Raw genomic sequence first — 22,779 nt, forward strand, 5'->3', positions numbered from 1 at the left:
TTCAAATATAAATAAAGAAAAAATGTCAAATCCTGAACAAGTATTAAATAAGCAAAGCAAAATAAATCAAGATCACTGGCTAGATGAAGTTAGGGTATTTGCCCCAGCAACCGTAGCTAATATGATCTGTGGATTTGATATTCTTGGTTTTGCCGTTGACAAGCCTGGCGACGAGGTGTATATGCAAAGGGTTGGTAATCCTGGTGTAAGGATCCGTTCAATAAAAGGAGATGATGGCCGTTTGCCTCTAGATCCGGATAAAAATACAGTAAGTGCTTGTGTAATGATGCTCTTGGCCCATCTTGGTCTAGAAACTGAAATTGGAGTTGAGATAGAATTAACAAAGCATATGCCCATTGGAAGTGGTTTGGGGTCGAGTTCTGCAAGTACCGTAGCTGGCTTATTTGCCATCAATACCTTACTAGGTAATCCATTAACAAAGGATGAATTAATGCCATTCTGTGTTGAAGGTGAAAGACTTGCTTGTGGACATGGTCATGCAGACAATGTTGCTCCTGCCCTAATGGGGGGGATAACATTGATCCGTGGTTCCCAACCATTGGATATAATAAATTTGCCTGTACCTGACCAATTGGTTGCTGGGATAGTGTTTCCACAGGTTGATGTGCCAACGAGAGATGCCAGACAATTGATCAAGGAAAAGGTCTCCCTAAAGGATGCAGTAGTTCAATGGGGAAACATTGCTGGCCTTGTATCTGGCTTGTACCGCAATGATTATGAGTTGATCAGCAGAAGCATGCATGATGTACTGATTGAACCAACTCGCGCTATCCTTATCCCGGAATTCTATGAAATGAAACGAATTGCGATGGATTCAGGTGTTTTGAGCTTTGGTATATCAGGTTCAGGACCTTCTGTCGTTGCTATTAGTAAAGGTTTTGAAGCAGCCCAACTAGCAGTCGACCGGATTCAAGAACACTTGACCGCAAATGGCATCGAGAGTTTACAATTTGTTTCTGCGGTTAATGCAGAAGGCCCAAAAGTTTTATCTTAATCTAAACCTAACAAAATGCAATTTTACAGTACTAACAATAAAGACTTAAGAGTTTCCTTTCAAGAGGCTGTATTCAACTCATTGCCTCAGGATAAAGGGTTATATATGCCCGAGGCAATTCCTCAATTGGATCCTTATTTTATAAAAAACATACAACAATATTCTTTTCAGGAGATTGCTTTTCAAATTGCCAATGCCATCATAGGCAAGGATATTCCTGCGGATGACCTCAAGAAGATTATCAATGAAGCGATTAATTTTGATGCTCCATTGGTTTTTTTAAATTCGGAAACGGCAGTCTTGGAATTGTTTCACGGTCCTTCTTATGCCTTCAAAGATTTTGGAGCACGATTTATGAGCCGAGTAATGGGTTATTTTTCCAATAAAGGTGACCAATTATTAGATGTGTTGGTGGCTACCTCTGGTGATACCGGGGGAGCCGTAGCATTGGGGTTTCTTGGAGTAGAGGGTACTCGTGTAACCATATTGTATCCAAAAGGAAAAGTATCAAAGGTGCAAGAAGAGCAGTTGACAACGAATGGACAAAATATAAGAGCATTGGAAGTTGATGGAACCTTTGATGATTGCCAGGCATTAGTCAAGCAAGCGTTCAATGATCCTGAGCTTAACCAGAAACTGAGATTGACTTCAGCTAACTCAATTAATATTGCGAGATTAATCCCTCAAACATTCTACTATTTCTGGGCTTACGCTCAATTAAAATCCCAAGGATTGAATGAGGTTGTTTTTACAGTGCCAAGTGGAAATTTTGGAAATATTGGGGCTGGCCTATTAGCGTATAAAATGGGCTTGCCTGTTTCTCATTTTGTTGCAGGAACGAATGTTAATGATACTGTTCCGAGGTTTTTGAATTCAGGAGCTTATGAACCAAAAGCTTCGATACAAACTTTAGCAAATGCTATGGATGTTGGGAATCCTAGTAATTGGGTTCGTATTCAGGATTTATTTGAAAATAATTTTGAAGAATTGAAAGGTATGGTCAGCTCATATACTTATACGGATGAAGAAACAAAAGTGGGTATGGGCGAATTATTTAATAAATACAAATATGTTGCTTGTCCACATACAGCCATAGCTTATCTAGCATCTGAGGCTTATCGAAAGGAGTATCCAGGTGAGTACGCTTCTGTTTTTCTTTCGACTGCGCATCCATGCAAATTCCCTGAGGCAATAGATTCTGATGTTTACAAACAAGTAAAATTGCCTGTTGGAGCAGAAAACCTACATGGCAAACCGAAACTAGCTGAAGACCTGGAAGTGGATTACGCTGCTTTCAAGGACTATTTAATAAGAAACAATTAAACCAATCCTCTATTAATCTAAGTAGAAAAGGAAGGCGGAATAAATTTTATTCTGCCTTTTTTATTTGCGGATTAAATATTTTCTTCCAATTCTATTTATTTTTGCATTCATGAATAAAATAATCCTGAACAAAGGAAAGGATAAAGCCGCTTGGCAATTGCACCCATGGGTTTTTTCTGGAGCTATTTCAAAGGCTCTTGGCAAACCACAAAATGGAGATATCGTTTCTGTTTACAATATAGAAGATGAGTTTATTGCCTATGGTATGTACAATGGAAATTCCAGGGTTGCAGTCCGTTTATTGGAATGGGATCCTCGAAATGAGATTGACGAGCAATGGTGGCGGAATCGTGTCAAGAAGTCTGTAAATAATCGTTTAAGTCTATTGACCGACCAAAACAATACAGTGCGGTTAATCTTTGCAGAGGCAGATTTCCTTCCAGGATTAATAGCTGATAAATATGCAGATTATATTTCAGTCCAAATCCACTCTGCGGGTATTGAGCGGGTCAAGGATATCATCATAGACGAATTGGCTCAATTGCTTGAACCCAAAGGAATATATGAGCGCAGCGACATGAAATCGAGAGAATATGAAGGGCTTCCCGATACCAATGGGAAATTATTTGGAGATGTACCTCCAGAATTCGTCGATATTATTGAAAATGGGATTCATTATCAAGTCAATATCGTTGAAGGACAGAAATCTGGTTTCTACTGTGATCAACGTGAGAACCGTGCCATCACTGCAAAGTATGTACATGGCAAAAAAAGTGTTGGATTGTTTTAGCTATTCAGGAGGATTTACCTTAAATGCATTTCGCGAGGGAGCAAGTTCTGTAACCTCAGTTGACAGCTCGGCATTGGCCATCGAAACATTAAACAATAATATAAAAATCAATGGATTCGACAGTAAAAATCATGTTGCTGTTCAATCAGATGTTAATAAATACCTGCGAGAATTAGGGGAACAGGGAGAGAAATTTGACCTTATTGTTTTAGACCCTCCCAAATATGCGCCATCAAGGGCCGCTCTTGAAAAAGCTTCCCGAGCTTACAAGGATTTGAACAGACGGGGCTTAATGCTATTGAACAGTGGCGGGTTGTTAGCTACTTTTTCATGTTCTGGTGCTATGGATGTTGAAACCTTCAAGCAGGTTATTGCATGGGCAGCATTGGATGCAGGTAAGGAAATACAATTTATCTACCAGTATTGCCAGCCTGAAGATCATCCCGTAAGAGCATCTTTTCCAGAAGGAGAATATCTGAAAGGATTGTTGGTAAGGGTTGTCTAAACATCCGCTTTCATCTAAAATATTTTGATAAAGAAAAACAGGTTGGATAATGTTCCAACCTGTTTTTCTTTATATAAGATTTATATTTTATGATGCTCTCTTCGTATATTACTTGATTAGGTTCAACCATGCCTCAGCCATCAGATTTGCTCCAGCCATTGTTGTATGAACTCCGTCGGTTGTCCAATAACCACCGTCGCTATTTCTTTTCAATCCTTGGTCAAAAATTTGTTGGTATGGAAGGAAGATCGCGCCATATTCTTGGGCTATCTCTTTTGCGACATTTTGATATTTTGGGAATTCAGGGAACCAAGCATCAGTTACATGTTTTACATTTTTCACTCCAAATGGTTCGATGATAATCAATTTTACATTTGGCAATGCTGATTTTGTTGAGTCCAGTAATTGTTTATATTGGGCTTTATACTCGGCGGGTGTGTTTTTAGCGCCGCTATCCATTGTTCTCCAAAAATCATTGACGCCGATCATAATGCTCAAAATATTAGGTTTAATATCTAGGGCATCCTCTTGCCAACGATTAATTAGGTCTGGAACGCGGTTACCGCTAATCCCCCTGTTATAAACTTTAATGTCTTTATCTGCATACTTATTAAGAAGAGTGCTCGCAGCCATAAAGGCATATCCATTGCCGAAGGCATTGCCATCATTAGGTTTTAAATTTTGCTTGTTCCGTCCAGCATCGGTTATGGAATCACCTTGAAATAAAATGACATCCCCTTTGTTAATGCTTAATTTTGCTTTGGCCCCTGTTGAAAAGTCAATGGCACTAGCCAATGATGTTCCTAAGCCAGCTGCTCCAAGTGTCAACAAGCTCTTCTTTAAAAAATCTCTTCTATTATCCATTTTTGCTTATATAGGTTGATATTGTATAAGCAATTTAATTATTCTAACAGAATTTGGCAATTCCTGCCTTAATTATTTTACAAGATTCAATGATCTGCTGATTAGAAATTGTCAATGGTGGTGCTATTCGCAAGGCTGTTTCACAATGTAAATACCAATCGATGATCAATCCTTGGTTTGCACAATAATTGCTGACCTGATATACTTGGTCAAAGTTTTCCAGCTGTAGGCACATCATAAGCCCCAAACCGCGGATTTCTTTGATTTGAGGGATATTCAATTCAGACCTGAACAAGTTTGCTTTCCTTTCAACATCCTGAATTAGGTTCTCTTCTTGAATAACTTGTAGGGAGGCTCTTGCTGCAGCACAACTTACGGGATGTCCACCGAAAGTCGTGATGTGTCCAAGCATAGGGTTATCTTTTATAACATCCATGATTTCTTTTGGTGCGACAAAAGCTCCGAGAGGCATTCCACCGCCGATTCCTTTTGCTAGCATCAAAATATCTGGAATAATCTCGAAGTGTTCGAAGGCAAATAGTTTTCCTGTTCTACCGAATCCAGTTTGAATTTCGTCGAAAATTAAAAGAGTCCCTGTTTCTGTACATTTTTGCCTTAAAGCTTGCATATATTCCTTTGAAGGAACTCTTACACCTGCTTCACCTTGAACCGCTTCAACAATTACTGCTGCGGTATTTTCGGTAATGTTGGCTAGGTCATCGATATTGTTGAACTCAATAAATGATATCTCTGGAAGTAGGGGAGCATAGGATGCTCTATATTCATCATTGCCAATTAAGCTAAGTGCACCTTGGGTACTGCCATGATAAGCATGTTTTGCTGCAATTATCTGACGTCTGCCGGTATATTTTTTAGCAATTTTCATCGAACCTTCCACAGCTTCAGCTCCGGAATTGGTGAAATATACGGATTGAAATGAATTTGGAAGTACTTCCAATAATTCTGTTGCCAGCTGGACTTGTGGAGCTTGAACAAACTCTCCATAGACCGTGACATGCATAAATCGATCCAGTTGATCTTGAATGGCTTCTAAAACCTTTGGATGTCTATGCCCAATGTTGCTTACATTAAATCCTGAAACCAAGTCCATATATTTCTCACCGTTTGGACCATAAAGATAAACGCCTTCGGCGCGTTCAATTTCTAATAATCGTGGTGAGTTGGAAGTCTGAGCGGTGTTTTTTAGGAAAAGTTCTCTATTGCTAATCATGATTGGGCAAAGATAGGGATAAAAAAAAGAAGCTCTAATATTTGAGCTTCTTTCTTTAATGTTGTCTTCTGCTATTAAGTTCTTTATATAGCAGTTCTATAAATTCTTGTTCTACAGAGAAGAATTGTGATGCTCGGGACTGGCCTACAACATCTGCGAACTTGGCTCTGTATTTTTTCTTGATATCTACTTCTTGAGCGTCGAATTCGATTGCATCATTTCCTGGTCTGAACGAATTACCTCTTGTGCGATCAATTTGATTGCCTCTTGATTTTTTTGATTTGACACTTCTAATTTCTTTCGTATACTGATTGTATAATGGAAAGAATTTTTGCGCTTCAGTAGGAGTCAGTCTCAATTGTTTGGTAATATATGCCGTTTTTTGGTTCTCAATTTGTTCAAACCTTTCTTGGCGAGACTGTCCATTCGCAACAAAACAAGCTATCCAAATCAAAAAAAGCGTTGAAATAATATGTTTTAAACGAATCATTATAAAGTATAATTTAAGTAATCTTCTAAAACGTCTTTATCAATTCCCGACCCTACGCCTTTAGATTCTTCTGGTTGATAGATGTACTCTGCATAGTACTCTAGATCCGAAGCATCGCTGTAGTTTGACAGGTAGTTGATGATTTCTTCTTCAGGAATTTCATTCAACGACAACTGTTCCGCTTCCATGGGTTGGTTATTATCTGCATTGTACACAGACACTCCGATTACAGCTGCCACACAAGCTGCTGCTGCTGAAGTTAACCAAGCATAGACTTTCCCTTTCTTCCTAGAATCTGAAGTTTTAGACTCATCACGTGAAGGCAATTGTATAACCTTCTTGTCCTGAACTTTGTCAAGGATTGCAGCAGACATTTGGTCGAAATATCCCGCAGGTACTTCAAATCCTTCAGTCTGAACTTGAGTTTTCAGTTCTTCGGTATAAATTGAAGCCATGATTTGATCATCGGCTTGTTCAAAATAACCTTCTGGAACTGTAAATCCTGGTTCTGCAATTTCTAGTGTTAACTCTTCTTCTTCAATTCTATTCAGAATTCGAGCAGTTAAGTCATCAAAGTAACCCGTAGGAACTTCTTCATTTTCCAATTCTTTGATCCCCTCGATTTTCACTTGGGCAAGGATTTGGTCGCTCATTTGGTCAAAATATTGATCAGGTACGGAGAATGTTTCGGCATCCTTGAATTGCTCGATCTTAATCTGACCTAACAATTGGGATTCTTGTTGTTCGAAGAATCCTTTTGGTGTGCTCAATCCTATTTTTCCTGTGTCTGAAATTTGATCCAATTTAGCAAAGAATAAACTTCTTTCGGCTAGCTTTTCAAAGTAATTTTCAGGTACAATGAAAGGGTTGACACGCAACGAGTTAGGTAGTTGATTGTCTCCTAAGTTTTCGTAATATGTGTTATTTTCTTTCATAGTACCATAATAGATAGATTTTGCGTCAAAAGGTTTAATCGTTTGAGGCAAAAAAGTTCTCTATTTTTTTAACTGCTAAATGGTATGAAGCTTTTAATGCTCCTACACTTGTTCCCAACACTTCTGATATTTCTTCATACTTCATATCTTCAAAATATTTCATGTTAAATACCAATCGTTGTTTATCAGGCAAGGTTAATAATGCCTGTTGTAATTTCATTTGCGCTTTGTCACCATTGAAATAAGCACCGTCTGCCAAGGAATCAGATAAATAAGCAGAGTTTTCATCATCCAATGAAACACTCTGCTTTTGTTTTTTCTTGTTCAAGAAGGTGATACACTCATTGGTTGCAATGCGGTATAACCAAGTATACAACTGAGAATCTTCCCTGAATTTCTCAAGATTACGCCATACTTTGATAAATATATCTTGTACAACATCATCAGCATCATCGTGGTCAATGACCATTCTTCTGACATGCCAATAAATCTTTTGCTGATATTTATTTAGCAGTAAACGGAAAGCCTCCTCACGAGTTTTCTCATCCGCAAACTTTGCTATTATCAGGGAATCTTCCATAGATAGTTGTTTGTTATTTTCTTGTAATTACTTTACGTACTGCATTAACAATATTTGCAGCATTTAGACCGTATTTCTCCATCAATTGTGCTGGAGTACCCGATTCACCAAAGCTATCGTCTACTGCCACGTACTCTTGCGGAGTTGGTAATTTCTTAGCCAAAAATTGAGCCACACTGTCACCAAGACCACCTAAGCGGTTATGTTCTTCAGCAGTAACTACACATCCTGTTTTTGTAACCGACTTAAGTATAGCTTCTTCATCCAAAGGTTTAATGGTGTGGATATTGATGATTTCAGCATTGATGCCTAATTTTTCTAATTCCTCACCAGCTTGGATTGCTTCCCATACTAAGTGACCTGTAGCGATGATAGTAACATCAGTTCCTTCATTCAACATGATTGCCTTGCCAATTTCGAATTTTTGATCAGCAGGAGTGAAGTTAGGAACTACAGGGCGGCCAAAACGCAAATAAGCAGGTCCTTCATGGTCTACTAACGCAATTGTTGCTGCTTTTGTTTGGTTGAAGTCGCAAGGGTTAATAACTGTCATGCCTGGCAACATTTTCATCAAACCGATATCCTCAAGGATTTGGTGAGTTGCACCATCTTCTCCAAGCGTCAAACCAGCGTGCGAAGCACAGATTTTCACATTTTTGTCTGAATACGCAATTGATTGACGGATTTGGTCGTAAACACGACCAGTAGAGAAGTTTGCGAATGTACCAGTGAAAGGAATCTTACCACCGATAGTAAGACCTGCAGCGATACCCATCATGTTTGCTTCCGCAATACCGATTTGGAAGAAGCGCTCAGGGAATGCTTTTATAAAGTCGTTCATTTTTAATGAACCGATTAAGTCAGCACATAAGGCTACTACGTTCTCATTTTGTTGACCAGCTTCTAATAAACCGGCTCCGAAACCTGAACGTGTATCTTTTGATTCTGTGTATGTATATTTTTTCATTACAAAAACTAACGTCTAAAGAATATTAATAATCACCTATGGTTCTAGGGATTTGGTTTAAAGCTGATTCTAATTGCTCATCATTTGGAGCAACACCATGCCATTTGTGAGATCCCATCATGAAATCTACACCTGAGCCCATTTCAGTGTGCAATAGGATAATAACTGGTTTTCCTTTGCCAGTACGAGATTTAGCCTCGTCCAAGCCAGCAATTACTGCTGCCATGTTGTTACCATTGTCCACCTCTAGAACATCCCATCCGAAAGCTTCCCACTTAGCACGTAGGTTTCCTAATGAAAGTACTTGGTCCGTAGAACCATCGATTTGTGCACGGTTGTAGTCAACAGCAGCAATAATATTGTCTACTTTATTGTGAGGAGCATACATCGCTGCTTCCCAAACTTGACCTTCTTGCAATTCGCCGTCACCCATCAATACATAAACTAAATTGTTGTCTTTGTTCAACTTTTTAGCTTGCGCTGCACCTAAAGCAACAGATAACCCTTGTCCTAAAGAACCTGAAGCTACACGGATACCTGGAAGGTGCTCATGTGTAGTAGGGTGGCCTTGAAGACGTGAATCAATCTTTCTGAAAGTTGACAATTCGCTCACTGGAAAATATCCAGCTCTTGCCAATGTACTGTAGAAAACAGGTGAAATGTGACCGTTTGATAAGAAGAATATATCTTCCCCAATACCATCCATGTTAAATGATGGATCATGCTTCATCGCATGAAAATACAATGCAACGAAATAATCAGTACAGCCCAAAGAACCTCCTGGGTGACCTGATTGACATGCATGTACCATACGAACGATGTCTCTTCTTACTTGTGAAGCGATTTGTTCAAGTTTGTTTATGTCTGCACTCATTTTAAAGTATAATATTTCGATAATTTGCGGATAAAGTTAATGATTTTTAATGGACTACAGGGGCTTAAACTGAATTATTTAATTAAGGAGCTGGATGTGTGATTTGAGATTTGGGTTTTGAGATAGAAAATGCTGAAACATTTGAGTTCAGATAATTTGCACTTATGGATAATGACTAGACATAAGTTAAAAAATAAGGAAGGTTTTGGATTTTGGAATGGATTGTAGAAGAATTAAATCCATAAAAAAAGAGCCTGGGTAATTATTCCCAAGCTCTTTAATTCTTTATCTATGTTTTAGCAAATATAATTACATTGCTTCTGCTACCACTTCTTCTACTTCTGGCACCATACGCTTCAACAAACCTTCGATACCTGCTTTAAGGGTAATTGTTGAAGAAGGACATCCTGAACATGAACCTCTAAGTTCAACGGTTACTTTGCCATCTTCGAAAGATTTGTATGCAATCGCACCACCATCTTGTTCTACCGCTGGGCGTACATAATCATGCAATACTTGTTGAATCTTAACTTCAACATCAGATCCTTCGAAAACCACATCTTCTGAATGTTCGATAGGTTTTACAGCAAGTTCTGACTCAACAGCACCTTTCACAAACTCCTTCAATAAGGCTTCGATATCAGACCATTCTGCATCATCAGTCTTGGTAATGGTAACGAAATTGCTGGCAAAGAATACGCCGTTCACAAAATTGAACTTGAATAATTCCTTTGCGAAAGCAGACTCTTGAGCCTTTTCTCTATCAGGATAATCCAAACTGCCATTGATCAATAATTTATTAACCAAAAACTTCATTGTAGCAGGATTTGGAGTGCTCTCTGTATATACGTTAATAGTTGCCATGTTCTAAAATTCTAATTTGAAAAAACAAATATACTGTAAATACCCGTTCGGATACGTCATTGCATGGTAAAAGCTTTACAGCTTAACTCCAGTGTAATTGCTAGGAGAGATTGATTTAATCTCTTCCTTAACCTCATCGCTCACATTTAATTGGTCAACGAAGGCAGCAATAGTATCTTTTGTCACATGCGTATTTGTACGTGTTAAATCTTTCAAAGCCTCATAAGGTTTTGGATAACCTTCACGGCGTAGGATAGTTTGAATCGCCTCCGCTACTACTGCCCAGTTGTTTTCAAGGTCTTCTTGGAAAGCCGACTCATTCAAAATCAATTTTCTCAATCCCCTTAAAGTTGATTTTATAGCGATCAAGGTGTAAGCAAATGGAACCCCGATATTTCTCAAGACAGTAGAGTCGGTTAAATCTCTTTGCAATCTTGAAATCGGAAGTTTAGCAGCTAGGTGTTCGAACACCGCATTTGCCAATCCCAAGTTTCCTTCAGCATTTTCAAAGTCAATTGGGTTTACTTTATGAGGCATTGCAGATGATCCAATTTGACCTGCCGTAATTTTTTTGCTTGAAGTAATCCATGGAGATATAAGTCCATATATCACGACAAAGATCGATCATTATATTATTGATGCGTTTTAGGCCATCGCAACTAGCTGCAAAATTATCGTAGTGTTCTATTTGTGTCGTTGTTTGTGATCTATCTAATCCTAAGACCTCATTGACGAATTTATTTCCAAACTCAACCCAATTGTTCTCTGGGTAAGCAACGTGATGTGCATTGAAGTTTCCGGTTGCACCTCCGAATTTTGCTGAAAATGGAACTTGGTTCAATAGGTTCAATTGTTTTTCAATTCTTTCGATGAAAACTTTGATTTCTTTGCCTAAGCGAGTAGGTGAAGCCGGTTGACCGTGAGTACGAGCCAACATAGATACATTTTCCCATTCTGCACTTAATTTTTTGAGCTCGTCAACCAATTCATTAATTGCTGGTTGATAAACGTCTTTCAATGCCGCTTTCCACGAATAAGGTATTGCAGTATTGTTAATGTCCTGAGAAGTTAACCCGAAATGGATAAACTCCAATGAATCATTGAGACCTAATTTTTCGAATTCATTTTTCAAAAAATATTCTACTGCTTTGACATCATGGTTGGTTACTTTCTCGGTATCCTTAATCCATTGAGCGTCTTCTAAGCTGAAATTGCGATAGATATCGCGTAACTTATCATTTAAGCTGCCATCAAAATGAGCTAATTGTTGAATGCCAGATTCCGAAAGGGAAATGAAATATTCAACCTCCACTAAAACGCGGTATTTTATTAATGCGAATTCAGAAAAGTAATTCGATAGATCTTTTGTGGTATTGTAATATCTGCCATCAATGGGAGTGATTGCAGTCAATGCTGATAAAGTCATTCTGTATTTTTTAGTTTGAAGGCAAAAATAAGAAATAGATATGAGATATGGGATATGAGATTTGCGACAGGAGGGGTGATAAGGGAGATCAGATTTGAGATATGGGATTTGTGACAGTAGGGGTGAAAGGGGAACTAGATATGGATATGGTTGGATTTGCGATGTGAGATATGAGACAGTAGGGGTGAAAGGGGAAGGTTAAATATGCGAGGTTAGATATGCGATTTGCGACAGGAGGAAAGTTAGAGTTAGATAGTTTTGACGTTTTCTATCTCACATCTCACATCTCATATCCCACATCTATCCTTAAACAACAAAAGCCCGTTTCTAAAACGGGCTTTTGAAGTATTTTTTTAATCTGTTCGGATTATTGAACGTTTTTCAATGAATCAGAGATTGAATCACCAGTAGCACGAACTGAATCAGCTACGTTTTCTAATGAATCAGCTACGTTTTCAGTAGTTGAATCAACAACGTTTGACAAAGAGTCAGCTGTTTCTTCAGTTTTAGTTTCAGCGTTGTTACAAGAAGCAACAGCGATAGTTAATGCTAAACCTAAGAATCCGAATTTGAATAAATTTTTCATTTTTAATTTTCTATTTAGTTGAAACAAATTTGTTTATTTAATCTTAATACCCAATACCTAAAAAGGTAACCCAAGAAATAATATTTTTTTATTAAACCCGCTGAGATTCAGCGTGTTGTTTTTAATTATTTTTCTAAAGGCAGGGCAAATATACTACTGTTTTGTTGATTTGCAACATTAAAACACAAAAATTGTTATATTTCTGTTAAATATTTAAAAAAATAATATGTTAGATAAGGTAAAAAATATCCTAAAGCTCATTAAATCAGTGGATTTGGAGCAATTAGAAAAAATATCAAAAAAAGTAGATTTAGCAAAAGTTTTGGGCGCAGTATCTAAAATGGACGAAAATCAGCTGAAAATGGCCATGAAAATGTTGACAGGAAGTAAAAAGAAAAAAGATCCACCTCCTATCAATGCCGACTTTTATGATATTTCAGCCAAATTATCGGAGGAAGACAGAGCCCTGCAGATGAAAGTCCGTTCCTTTCTTGAAACTGAAATCAAACCATTAGTAAATAAATACTGGTTGCGTGATGAATTCCCGTTCGAAATTATTCCTAAGCTTAGGGAATTGAATGTATGTGGATATGTATATGAGGGATATGGCTGCGCTGGGGGAAGTTCCTTAATGGACGGTATTATCGCTGCAGAATTTGGCAGGGTAGACCCCTCGATCGCTACCTTCCTAGGTGTTCAAAGCGGATTAGCTATGGGATCCATATATATGTGTGGTTCTGAAGAACAGAAAAACGAATGGCTCCCTCAAATGCAACAACTTAACAAGATTGGTGCCTTTGGCCTTACAGAACCTTTAGTGGGCTCTGCAACGGCAGGTGGATTAACGACAACTTGTAAACGAGATGGTGACAAATGGTTACTGAATGGGCAGAAAAAATGGATCGGAAACTCCACATTTTCTGATATCACGATTATCTGGGCAAGAGATTTAGATGATCAACAAGTGAAAGGTTTTATTGTCCGCAAAGAGAATCCAGGCTTTGCTGTAGAGAAAATAAAGGATAAGATGGCTCTGCGTATCGTTCAGAATGGTTTGATTACGTTGACAGATTGCGTAGTGCCCGAATCTGACCGTCTTCCATACGCCAATTCCTTTAAAGACACCGCAAAGGTACTACAAATGACAAGGGCAGGTGTAGCTTGGATGGCAGTAGGATGTGCTCGAGGAGCCTACGAAAACGCATTAGATTATACAATAAAAAGAGAACAGTTTGGAAAACCTATTGCATCTTTCCAATTAATTCAAAACCATCTTGTAGAAATGCTTTCCAATCTTACAGCAATGCAAACATTGGTTTTCCGCTTATCAGAATTACAAGATGACGATAAACTAAAAGATGAACACGCATCCTTAGCGAAAGTATTCTGTACGCTCCGAATGCGAGATATAGTATCGAAAGCAAGAGAAGTAATGGGAGGTAATGGTATTCTATTAGAATATAATGTTGCCCGTTTCTTGGCCGATGCCGAAGCAATCTATTCCTACGAAGGAACCAAAGAAATAAACTCTTTGATCGTTGGAAGAAGCATTACTGGGTTTAGCGCGTTTGTATAAGGTAATTAAGACAATAGACACGAGACACAAGACACTAGACTTATATAATTTTTAAATCTAAATATTCAGCAATTCAAAATTTTAAGGTAATTGCTCTGCATTATAAGTAACGAACTATATAAGTAACGAGCTATCTAAATTCTGATGTCTAATGTCTTTTGTCTAATGTCTAGTCCAAAAAAAATGAAGGTGTCTAAAAAGGCACCTTCTTCTGTTTTATAGCTTTCTGGAGCTCCATTATAATTTCATGAGCAATATTAGGCTGCAAGTCGATGTTTTGTACTTTTCAGCATGTTGATGGCTTGATTTATCGCAAACAGGGAGTTTTTGCCACCTGGTTTACCGATAAAAGCTTTGTCTTTCCACTTTTTTGCCCATTTTCTGAGGTTATGGGCAATGGCCATCAAACCGAATTCCACAGCGACCTTCTCCAGACCTTTCATTGTGAACCGGGTAAACCTGTTGTTGCTTTTCATCTGACCGAAAACGGCTTCCACTTCTATGGGTCGCTTGCTCCGATGGTACATTCCCTCTTCCGACAGCAGTCTTTCCCGGGCTTTAGCCTTGAGCTTATTGAGCCTGTGGTTCACTTCAATGAGCCGATCGCCTGTAGCTTTATGGCACCCACTCCGCATCGGGCAGCCTTCGCATCGCCGAGCCTGGTAAGAGCTGACCCGGGCAGTGTATCCGTTGGCACTGACTCTGGTTGCATGACCGATAAAGCTGAGCTTCTGTCCGGCCGGACATACATAATAGTCATCCTGCTGGTTGTAATATAGGTTCTGTACCGAGAAAGGATACTGTTTATGCTTGCGCTTCTGTTCCATATGGAAGTAATTGTACTTCACAAAAGCGGTTATACCCTGTCCTTCCATCAGCTCGTAGTTCTGCTCGCTACCATATCCGGCATCTGCGACGATGGATTCACTCTGTTTTCCGTAATGGGACTCAAAGCCTTCCAGGTGTTCGGGCAGGGTTGTGGTATCTGCGGCCGTTTGATGGATGCTATAATGGGTGATGAACTGGTCTTCGGTGCTGATCTGGGTATTGTAGGCCGGTTTAAGCTGGCCATTTTTCATGTGGTCCTCTTTCATCCGCATAAACACGGCATCGGTATCGGTCTTGCTATAACTGTTGCGATCTCCCAGTACTTCCAGTTGCTCCTCATATTTCTGCAATCGGGGCAGATAGTCGTCTTCAAGCTTCCTCAGCTGCCTATCGGTGGATCTATCCACTCCTTTGAGCTTGGCATTGATCGCTCTGATCTTTTCCTTCAGCTGGGCACTATCGATGGCCTTGCTGACTTGCTGATCCCCTAATGAAGATTGGTCCTGGCTGATCTGTGCATCGATATCCGAAAGGACCGAAGCGATGTTCGCCTCCAGCTTTACCTTGTTCTTCTCGATCGATCTCTTCCAAACGAAGGTATAGCGACCGGCGGCCGATTCGATCTTGGTACCATCTACATACTGGACTTTCAGGCTGACATACTCCATTTCATGCAGCATCCGAACGATACTGGCAAACAGCTCCTGTATCTGTCCCTTAAGACGCTTTCCCCTGAAATAATTGATCGTACGGTAATCCGGCGTACTGTTGCCCGAAAGCCACATGAAATGGATGTTCTCGTGCAGGGCGCGCTCGATCTTGCGGCAAGAATAGATATTGCTCAGATACGCGTAGAACAGTACCTTGATGAGCATCCTGGGATGGAAACTGGTCGTGCCTCCGCCTTTATACTGACGGATGATATGTTCCAGATCCAACTGGTCAACAACCTGACTCACCAAACGAACCGGATGGTTCAAGGGGATACGGTCTAAAATATTCTCAGGAAAAAGACTCGGACTATTGGATGGAAGCGCTTTGAATTGTATGTTTGCCATATTGTTTTTTGGGTGCACCTTAAGATACAAAATCTTGAGGACAAAAAACAGAAAAACCCCGCCATTTTTTAATGACGGGGTTATTTTTTTAAGAGACCTTTTTAGACAGCCCCTTTTTTTTGGACTTATTTTTTCTTATTCTGCTGTGAAGCTTGTTGTTGTCTCATCATTTCTTCCATTTTCTTTTGGAAAGAAGATTGTTTCTTTTCGCCTTGAGGTTTCTTTTTGTTAGCCTCGATGCTTGCAAGGATTTTGTCATCATTTACGAATTGACGGATAATCACTTGAGTTAAGAAGGTAAGAACCGCTGAAAGGAAGTAGTAGTAGTTCAGACCTGCAGGGAAGCTATTCAACACGAAGAAGAAAATCAATGGCATGATATAACCAATATATTTCATTTGGTTGTTCACCGCTCCTGAAGTTGAATTGTTATACCATGTAGTTAACAAGGTAGTCAATGTCATCAGGATACACATAAATGAAATGTGATCCACTCCAAAAATAGGAGCAAATGTTATTGGAGCATCATAAGTTGATAAATCTTTTACCCATAAGAAGCTCTCTCCACGTAATTCAAATAAGTTCGGGAAGAAGAAGAAGAATGCTAAGGTAAATGGCATTTGAAGTAATAATGGCAAACATCCACCAAGAGGATTTACACCAGCTTGTTTGTATAACTTCATTTGCTCTTGTTGCAATAACATAGGGTTGTCATCACCAACCTTTGCTTTGATTTCATCCAATTGAGGTTTTAACACACGCATTTTACCCATTGATTGGTAAGACTTGTATGTTAATGGGAACATCAATAATTTCAGGAATAAAGTAAGGATCAGGATAACGATACCATAGTTCATGTTGAATCCATCCAGGAAGTCAAAGATTGGAACAGTTATAAACTTGTTGATCCAGCCCATTGGTCCCCATCCCATGTTGATGATTTTGTCGAATCCGTTGCCTTCAGCTTTTAAGGTCTTATATTTATTAGGACCGAAGAAGAAACTAAAGCCATATTGTGCATCATTTTGCTGGTTGAAGGTCAATTCAGCATTTGCTCTGTAATTCTTTACAACACTGTCTTGTGTGATAAAAGTCACAGCCAATTCAGGATTGTTGAATCCTTCTTTGCTTGTTAATACTGTTGAGAAGAAGTGTTGCTTGAAAGCAATCCAAGAAACTTTTTCTTCAATAATTTCTTTTTCATCGCTAGATTCTGATAAGTGATCTACAGAACCATCTGCTTCTTTATAGAATATGGTTGATTTTTCGCGTTCTGATTTAGCATTGCGTTCTTTTTGTTTCAATGTTGTTTCCCAATTCAACAACATCTTTTTGGAACTAACATCAACTAAGTTACCAATACCCACAGTCTTGATATCAAACTGTACGTTGTAATTGTTGCCTGCTAAGGTATAGATATAGTCGATGTATTTATCAGGAGCGTATGAAAGACGCATAGTCAATGATTTTGCATCTTGTCCAGCCACTGTGAATCCTGCTCCCTGAGCTTGGAAGAACAAGTCATTGGTTTTTACAGCTTTTCCTGGGATATTGAATTCAAGTCCGAATTTATTGTCATCACCATCAAAAAGGACAAGTTTGGAACCGTCAAAATTCGTTTCACCTTTAAGTTCGACAGATTTTACGCGACCACCTTTAGAACTAACATTAACTTTTAATAATTCGTTCTCGATTGTAACGATTTGCTCAGTACCTACTGAAGCCGCTCCAAATGGTTGAGCCAATAATACCGAGTCAGCAACTTTTGGAGTTTCTTTGACAGCTTTAAGAGAATCGCTGATTGGAGCTAATCCATCTTTCGCTCTTTTAATAGAATCTTGTAATTGTTGTTCTTTTTTAATCTCATCTTGCGAGGGCTTCATCAACCAGAAGGATCCCGCCAAGATGGCAAAGATGAATACAAAACCTAGAATGTTATTTCTATCCATTGTTTATTTATTACTATATATTATATGGTCTTAAACCTACTTTGATTTTTTATGAGCCAAAGCAGCGGCTACAAAGCTAACAAAAAGTGGGTGAGGATTCACAACTGTTGATTTTAATTCTGGGTGAAATTGTCCTGCCACAAAGAAAGGATGGTCTTTTAACTCCACAATTTCAACCAATCCAGTGGTCGGATTGATACCTGAAGCTATCATTCCTGCTTTTTCGTAATCTTTTAGATACTCGTTGTTAAATTCATAACGGTGGCGGTGTCTTTCAGAAATTTTGCTCTTTCCATAGATAGAAAATGCTTTAGTGCCTTTCTTGATTTCACAATCATAAGCTCCTAAACGCATGGTACCACCCATGTTCTTGATCGTTTTTTGTTCTTCCATCAAATTAATAACAGGATGAGGAGTTTTGTCGTCCATCTCGAAACTGTTTGCACCTTTCAGACCCAATACATTACGTCCAAATTCAATCACAGAACATTGCATACCTAAACAGATACCAAAGAACGGAACCTTATTTTCGCGAACGAAACGAATTGTTTCTAATTTTCCTTCTAATCCGCGCTCACCAAATCCAGGTGCTACCAAAACGCCGTCCAATCCTTTTAATTTCTCTGCAACATTCTCTTGGTTCACACTTTCAGCAGCGATATATTTTACCTTTACTTTAGTTTCATTGGTTGCACCAGCATGAATAAATGCTTCTGCAATCGATTTATAAGCATCAGGCAATTCTACATATTTTCCTACTAATCCGATATTAACCTCGTCAGTAGGGTTTTTCAATTTCCCTAAGAATGATTTCCAGTTTTCTAAATCAGGTTCATTCTTAGTAGATAATTTAAGTTTTGCCAAAACAGTTTTGTCCAACTGCTCCCTTAACATATTCAAAGGAACATCATAGATCGTAGGCGCATCGATAGATTCTACTACTGCGTTGATGTTGACATTACAGAATAAAGCTAATTTTTTGCGGATATCATTGTTTAATTTGTGTTCTGTTCTACACACAAGGATATCTGGTTGTACACCATATTCCAATAAAGTTTTTACGGAGTGTTGAGTAGGTTTAGTTTTTAATTCACCGGCAGCGGCAAGATAAGGCACAAGTGTCAAGTGAATCACCAACGAGTCGTTATTGCCCAACTCCCAGCGTAACTGACGAACTGCTTCGATAAAAGGTAAAGATTCAATATCTCCTACAGTTCCACCCAATTCTGTGATGACGATATCGTATTCTCCTGATTGGCCCAGCAACAACATACGACGTTTGATTTCGTCCGTTATATGTGGAACAACTTGTACGGTTTTACCTAAGTACGCTCCTGCACGTTCTTGTTCAATTACATGGCTGTAGATACGGCCTGTTGTAACATTGTTTGCTTGGGAAGTCGGAACATTTAAGAAACGCTCATAATGACCTAAGTCAAGGTCAGTTTCAGCGCCATCTTCTGTAACATAACATTCGCCATGTTCATATGGATTTAATGTTCCTGGATCAATATTGATGTACGGGTCAAATTTCTGGATGGTTACTTTTAAACCACGCGCTTGGAGAAGCTTGGCAAGGGAAGCTGCAATAATTCCTTTCCCTAACGACGAAGTTACGCCGCCCGTAACAAAGATATATTTAGTCATAACAATAATGGATTTCTAACTTAGATGCTCCTGAAAAAAGCATCGTTCATCTGCTCTATGTACGGGATACAAAGGTACGAAATTTTCTGAAATAAGGTTAAAAAAAATAGTTCTAGGGCATTTTGTAGCTTAAAGGAACTATAGTCAATTACTTGAGACTTTTTTTAGCAATTATTTTACTTTATACAGATGTCCTTGAACCTAGAATTCTCTTAACTTTATCATAAAAATGAATATACTTTATTTTTAAAATTGAATATATGGAATATAGAAGAATGGGGAAAAGTGGTCTCCAATTAAGTGCTCTGTCTTTTGGATCTTGGGTTACTTTTGCTAGGCAAACTGATGATAATACCAACGAACGGTTAATGGCACAGGCGTATGATGCTGGAGTGAATTTCTTTGATAATGCTGAGGTTTATTCTGCTGGACTATCAGAAGAAATGATGGGACGGGTGCTGAAGAAATTAAATTGGGATAGATCATCTTTTGTATTGTCGAGCAAGGCCTTTTTTGGGTGGAAAGGTGAGGGGAAGAAGCCAAATCAACATGGCTTGAGCAGAAAGCACTTAATGGAAGCATGCCATGAAGCATTAGAAAGGTTACAGGTAGAGTATTTGGATTTGTATTATTGCCATCGTCCCGATAAAAATGTTCCAATCGAAGAAGTTGTCCGGACAATGAACACCTTGATTCAACAAGGAAAGATATTTTATTGGGGAACTTCAGAATGGTCTGCTGCAGAGATTGTAGAGGCTCATATGATTGCGCGAGAATTTGGATTGGAAGGTCCTGCTGTGGAACAGCCCGAATACAACCTCTTCAATAGAAGAAAAATAGAGATTGATTATGCTCCCATTTTCAAGAATATAGGGATGGGTACTACTATTTGGAGCCCATTGGCGTCAGGGTTGTTGACTGGAAAATATAATGATGGGATTCCAGAAGGTTCAAGGATGACTTTAGAGGGCTATGAATGGCTTCGTGACAAATCTGTAGTTGATGACAAATTAAATCGTGTAAAGGCTTTAGGTGAGTTTGCAAATGAGTTAGGCGTAACATTACCTATCCTTAGCATTGCATGGTGTATTAGCAATCCAAATGTGACGACTGCTATATTGGGAGCAACAAAAGAAAGTCAACTTACTGAAAACCTTAAAGCATTGGATGTTCTTCCTTTGTTGACGGAAGATGTTAAGCAAAGGATAGATTCCATTATGGGTACTAGTCCGGTTGTTATCCAAAACTAGCTGGCGTATAGAAACAATAAATAAGGGCTTCGCGCATTGCCAAGCCCTTAAATATAATTTTTTGAGTTACTCGATTATCTTTTTGATTTGATACGAGCAGCTTTTCCGGTAAGACCACGTAAATAAAATAATTTAGCGCGACGTACTTTACCAATGCTGTTAACTTCTATTTTCTCAATGTTTGGAGAGTTTACAGGAAAAATACGCTCTACACCAATACCGTTAGAGATTTTACGAACGGTAAAAGTAGCATTAGCTCCTTCGCTGTTTAATTGAATTACCACACCTTGGTACACCTGTACACGCTCTTTATTTCCTTCGCGAATTTTATAATGAACGCTGATGGTATCTCCGGCTTTGAAAGCGGGAATTTCATTTTTTACTACCGCTTGTTCTTCTACAAATTTTACTAAATCCATGATTCTGAGTAATTAATAACGATATTTAACCTGTAAAAATCGGAATGCAATATTACAGCTTTATTTTGATATTTGAAAATACTTTTTTAAAAATATTCTAGATTTTCTAGAATGCCTGCAAAAGTAATCAAATTCTCTTCGATTTCCATAGGATTGAATCAATAAAGTCCAAATAATTGAAAAATAATATTTGTCACAAAAAATAATCCTCATAAAATGAGTGGATTAGGAAATTTTATTAAAAAATCCTTGACATAATTAATTTTCGCCGTATATTTGTGCCACACAAAACAAAGGTGATACCTTTTCGGGGTGTAGCGTAGCCCGGTATCGCGCCACATTTGGGATGTGGAGGTCGTAGGTTCGAATCCTGCCACCCCGACAAAAGCCACTGATAATCAGTGGCTTTTTCTTTTTTCGGACACATTTCGGACAAATTATATCTGAATATTGATTATTCAATAACTTAAGCAAAGTTAAGTTAAACTAGAAGAATAACCCTTCTTAAAGAATGATTGGAGCATAATGCTTGTTTCTATAGAGCGTGAAAAGTTCATCTTATTCTTATAAAAAATCAAGAGGGCTAGGAGTCTTTTGCTTGTCTATGTCAGTGATATGAGTGTAGATCATAGTCGTTTTTATATTTTCATGACCCAAATAACTCTTTTACAATTCGGATATCGATACCTGATTGGATTAAATGTGTGGCATAAGAATGTCGCAATGTATGTACAGAGCCTTCCGACTGAACATTTTGCTTTGATCAATGCTTTTTTCAGAATCAACTGTACACTTCGTTCGCTATACTTGCCACCCTTCTCACCTTCGAAGAGGTACTCCTTTGGCTTGAATGCTTGATAATAATGTCTCAAAGTCGCCAGCAATTTGTCTGGTAATGATACAATCCGATCTTTACTACCTTTGCTTTGATGGATTCTGATAATTCCATCGGAAGATTTTATGTCTTTGATTTTGAGATTCAACAGTTCGCTAAGACGTAGTCCACGACTATAGATTGTCATCAGAATAGCCTTGTGTTATAGATTTTGAGTGTTATCGAGAATATTTCTTACTTCTTCTTTTGAAAAGAATTTAGGTAATTTTAGAAAATGAGCGTTTCGGGTATAAGTAATCCAGTTGGATTTTTTTGTCCAATATCAGTTCGTACATCTTCTTGATTGCGCCCACTAATCCTTTTTGATAGGAAACACTAATTTTCCCATTTTGAACTTTTTCGTTTATAAACGCCTCAATATCTGACAGAGGAATTTCTTCAAGGGAGGGATATTTGCTAACATGTTTAAGAAATATACTAGCGTAATCCTTGTACGATCTAATGGTATTGCCAGCATATCTCTGCATCAGCAATCTCTTTTCGAAGGTTTCAAGTATGATTTCGCTATTCATATCAGGGAAATAGTATTTTATAATATTTTGTTTCGCTAATTATGCGGTTTTATTTTTAAAAATACAAAAAAAATCAATATCTTATGTAGAAAGAAAAGTCAAATAACGAAACACGTATATAGGGTTGGTTAAGCGAAATTTTCCGTATATTCGTTTCGTTAAAACAGATGTTAGCTGTCACCCTAAACCAGCGAA

General features: G+C 38.4%; 18 protein-coding genes, 1 tRNA gene and 3 pseudogenes. 6 read left to right on the forward strand and 16 right to left on the reverse strand.

The window, feature by feature from the left end:
* The first annotated feature begins 22 nt into the window (after positions 1 to 22).
* From FGL31_RS04905 to FGL31_RS28800, 3 genes and pseudogenes are all read left to right on the forward strand, one after another.
* On the forward strand, positions 23 to 1,015 hold the full coding sequence (locus FGL31_RS04905; protein ID WP_099369655.1) for a homoserine kinase: 993 nt from the start codon (positions 23 to 25) through the stop codon (positions 1,013 to 1,015).
* Positions 1,016 to 1,030: 15 nt separating this feature from the next.
* A complete protein-coding gene (thrC, locus tag FGL31_RS04910) occupies positions 1,031 to 2,338 on the forward strand; it encodes a threonine synthase (protein ID WP_138089904.1) in 1,308 nt (435 codons plus the stop codon).
* A 109-nt stretch (positions 2,339 to 2,447) separates the two neighbouring features.
* Positions 2,448 to 3,633, forward strand: a pseudogene (locus FGL31_RS28800) (class I SAM-dependent rRNA methyltransferase).
* A gap of 108 nt (positions 3,634 to 3,741) precedes the next feature.
* On the opposite strand, the gene FGL31_RS04920 reads toward FGL31_RS28800, so the two are convergent.
* From FGL31_RS04920 to FGL31_RS04965, 10 genes and pseudogenes are all read right to left on the reverse strand, one after another.
* On the reverse strand, positions 3,742 to 4,497 hold the full coding sequence (locus tag FGL31_RS04920) for an SGNH/GDSL hydrolase family protein (RefSeq protein ID WP_138089905.1): 756 nt from the start codon (positions 4,495 to 4,497) through the stop codon (positions 3,742 to 3,744).
* Between the two features lie 43 nt (positions 4,498 to 4,540).
* Positions 4,541 to 5,728 (reverse strand): aspartate aminotransferase family protein, encoded by a 1,188-nt coding sequence (locus tag FGL31_RS04925; protein ID WP_138089906.1) that lies wholly within the window; start codon positions 5,726 to 5,728, stop codon positions 4,541 to 4,543.
* A 55-nt stretch (positions 5,729 to 5,783) separates the two neighbouring features.
* On the reverse strand, positions 5,784 to 6,218 hold the full coding sequence (locus tag FGL31_RS04930) for a hypothetical protein (RefSeq protein WP_232046278.1): 435 nt from the start codon (positions 6,216 to 6,218) through the stop codon (positions 5,784 to 5,786).
* Positions 6,218 to 7,204 carry a hypothetical protein gene (locus FGL31_RS04935; protein WP_232046279.1) on the reverse strand — a complete coding sequence of 329 codons (987 nt, stop codon included), beginning with the start codon at positions 7,202 to 7,204 and terminating at the stop codon, positions 6,218 to 6,220. Before FGL31_RS04935 ends, FGL31_RS04930 begins: the two co-directional genes overlap by 1 nt.
* The gene (locus FGL31_RS04940; RefSeq protein ID WP_138089908.1) at positions 7,188 to 7,733 is read right to left on the reverse strand and encodes an RNA polymerase sigma factor; all 546 of its coding nucleotides are present in this window, start codon (positions 7,731 to 7,733) and stop codon (positions 7,188 to 7,190) included. Before FGL31_RS04940 ends, FGL31_RS04935 begins: the two co-directional genes overlap by 17 nt.
* Before the next feature lie 13 nt (positions 7,734 to 7,746).
* Positions 7,747 to 8,700, reverse strand: a complete 954-nt coding sequence (locus FGL31_RS04945) for a transketolase family protein (protein ID WP_138089909.1) — start codon at positions 8,698 to 8,700, stop codon at positions 7,747 to 7,749.
* Positions 8,701 to 8,725: 25 nt separating this feature from the next.
* Positions 8,726 to 9,574 carry a transketolase gene (locus FGL31_RS04950; protein WP_099369664.1) on the reverse strand — a complete coding sequence of 283 codons (849 nt, stop codon included), beginning with the start codon at positions 9,572 to 9,574 and terminating at the stop codon, positions 8,726 to 8,728.
* Between the two features lie 309 nt (positions 9,575 to 9,883).
* The gene (locus FGL31_RS04955; protein WP_099369665.1) at positions 9,884 to 10,438 is read right to left on the reverse strand and encodes a NifU family protein; all 555 of its coding nucleotides are present in this window, start codon (positions 10,436 to 10,438) and stop codon (positions 9,884 to 9,886) included.
* A 75-nt stretch (positions 10,439 to 10,513) separates the two neighbouring features.
* Positions 10,514 to 11,864: pseudogene (gene purB, locus FGL31_RS04960) on the reverse strand (adenylosuccinate lyase).
* A gap of 367 nt (positions 11,865 to 12,231) precedes the next feature.
* Positions 12,232 to 12,450: a hypothetical protein gene (locus FGL31_RS04965; RefSeq protein ID WP_138089910.1), complete on the reverse strand. Its 219-nt coding sequence runs from the start codon at positions 12,448 to 12,450 to the stop codon at positions 12,232 to 12,234.
* A gap of 226 nt (positions 12,451 to 12,676) precedes the next feature.
* Between FGL31_RS04965 and FGL31_RS04970 the strand changes: the two genes are divergently transcribed.
* On the forward strand, positions 12,677 to 14,026 hold the full coding sequence (locus FGL31_RS04970) for an acyl-CoA dehydrogenase family protein (protein ID WP_138089911.1): 1,350 nt from the start codon (positions 12,677 to 12,679) through the stop codon (positions 14,024 to 14,026).
* Between the two features lie 365 nt (positions 14,027 to 14,391).
* Here the strand turns inward: FGL31_RS04970 and FGL31_RS04975 are convergent.
* From FGL31_RS04975 to pyrG, 3 genes and pseudogenes are all read right to left on the reverse strand, one after another.
* Positions 14,392 to 15,912 (reverse strand): annotated as a pseudogene (locus FGL31_RS04975) (IS1182 family transposase); the annotation flags it as partial.
* A 125-nt stretch (positions 15,913 to 16,037) separates the two neighbouring features.
* On the reverse strand, positions 16,038 to 17,861 hold the full coding sequence (gene yidC, locus FGL31_RS04980) for a membrane protein insertase YidC (RefSeq protein WP_138089912.1): 1,824 nt from the start codon (positions 17,859 to 17,861) through the stop codon (positions 16,038 to 16,040).
* Positions 17,862 to 17,897: 36 nt separating this feature from the next.
* Positions 17,898 to 19,508, reverse strand: a complete 1,611-nt coding sequence (pyrG, locus tag FGL31_RS04985) for a CTP synthase (RefSeq protein WP_099369670.1) — start codon at positions 19,506 to 19,508, stop codon at positions 17,898 to 17,900.
* A gap of 260 nt (positions 19,509 to 19,768) precedes the next feature.
* On the opposite strand from pyrG, the gene FGL31_RS04990 reads away from it, so the two are divergent.
* The gene (locus FGL31_RS04990; protein ID WP_138089913.1) at positions 19,769 to 20,758 is read left to right on the forward strand and encodes a potassium channel beta subunit family protein; all 990 of its coding nucleotides are present in this window, start codon (positions 19,769 to 19,771) and stop codon (positions 20,756 to 20,758) included.
* A gap of 74 nt (positions 20,759 to 20,832) precedes the next feature.
* On the opposite strand, the gene rplS is transcribed toward FGL31_RS04990, so the two are convergent.
* A complete protein-coding gene (gene rplS / locus FGL31_RS04995; protein WP_099369672.1) occupies positions 20,833 to 21,177 on the reverse strand; it encodes a 50S ribosomal protein L19 in 345 nt (114 codons plus the stop codon).
* Positions 21,178 to 21,485: 308 nt separating this feature from the next.
* Between rplS and FGL31_RS05000 the strand changes: the two genes are divergently transcribed.
* A tRNA-Pro gene (locus FGL31_RS05000) sits at positions 21,486 to 21,559 on the forward strand.
* A gap of 256 nt (positions 21,560 to 21,815) precedes the next feature.
* Here FGL31_RS05000 and FGL31_RS30250 read toward each other — a convergent pair.
* Positions 21,816 to 22,199 carry a phage lytic cycle repressor MrpR family protein gene (locus tag FGL31_RS30250; RefSeq protein ID WP_317130965.1) on the reverse strand — a complete coding sequence of 128 codons (384 nt, stop codon included), beginning with the start codon at positions 22,197 to 22,199 and terminating at the stop codon, positions 21,816 to 21,818.
* A 70-nt stretch (positions 22,200 to 22,269) separates the two neighbouring features.
* Entirely contained in the window at positions 22,270 to 22,584 is a 315-nt protein-coding gene (locus FGL31_RS24575) for a phage integrase N-terminal SAM-like domain-containing protein (protein ID WP_232046280.1), read from the reverse strand.
* Positions 22,585 to 22,779: the final 195 nt, after the last annotated feature.

Source organism: Sphingobacterium daejeonense, from assembly GCF_901472535.1.
Lineage (GTDB): Bacteria > Bacteroidota > Bacteroidia > Sphingobacteriales > Sphingobacteriaceae > Sphingobacterium > Sphingobacterium daejeonense.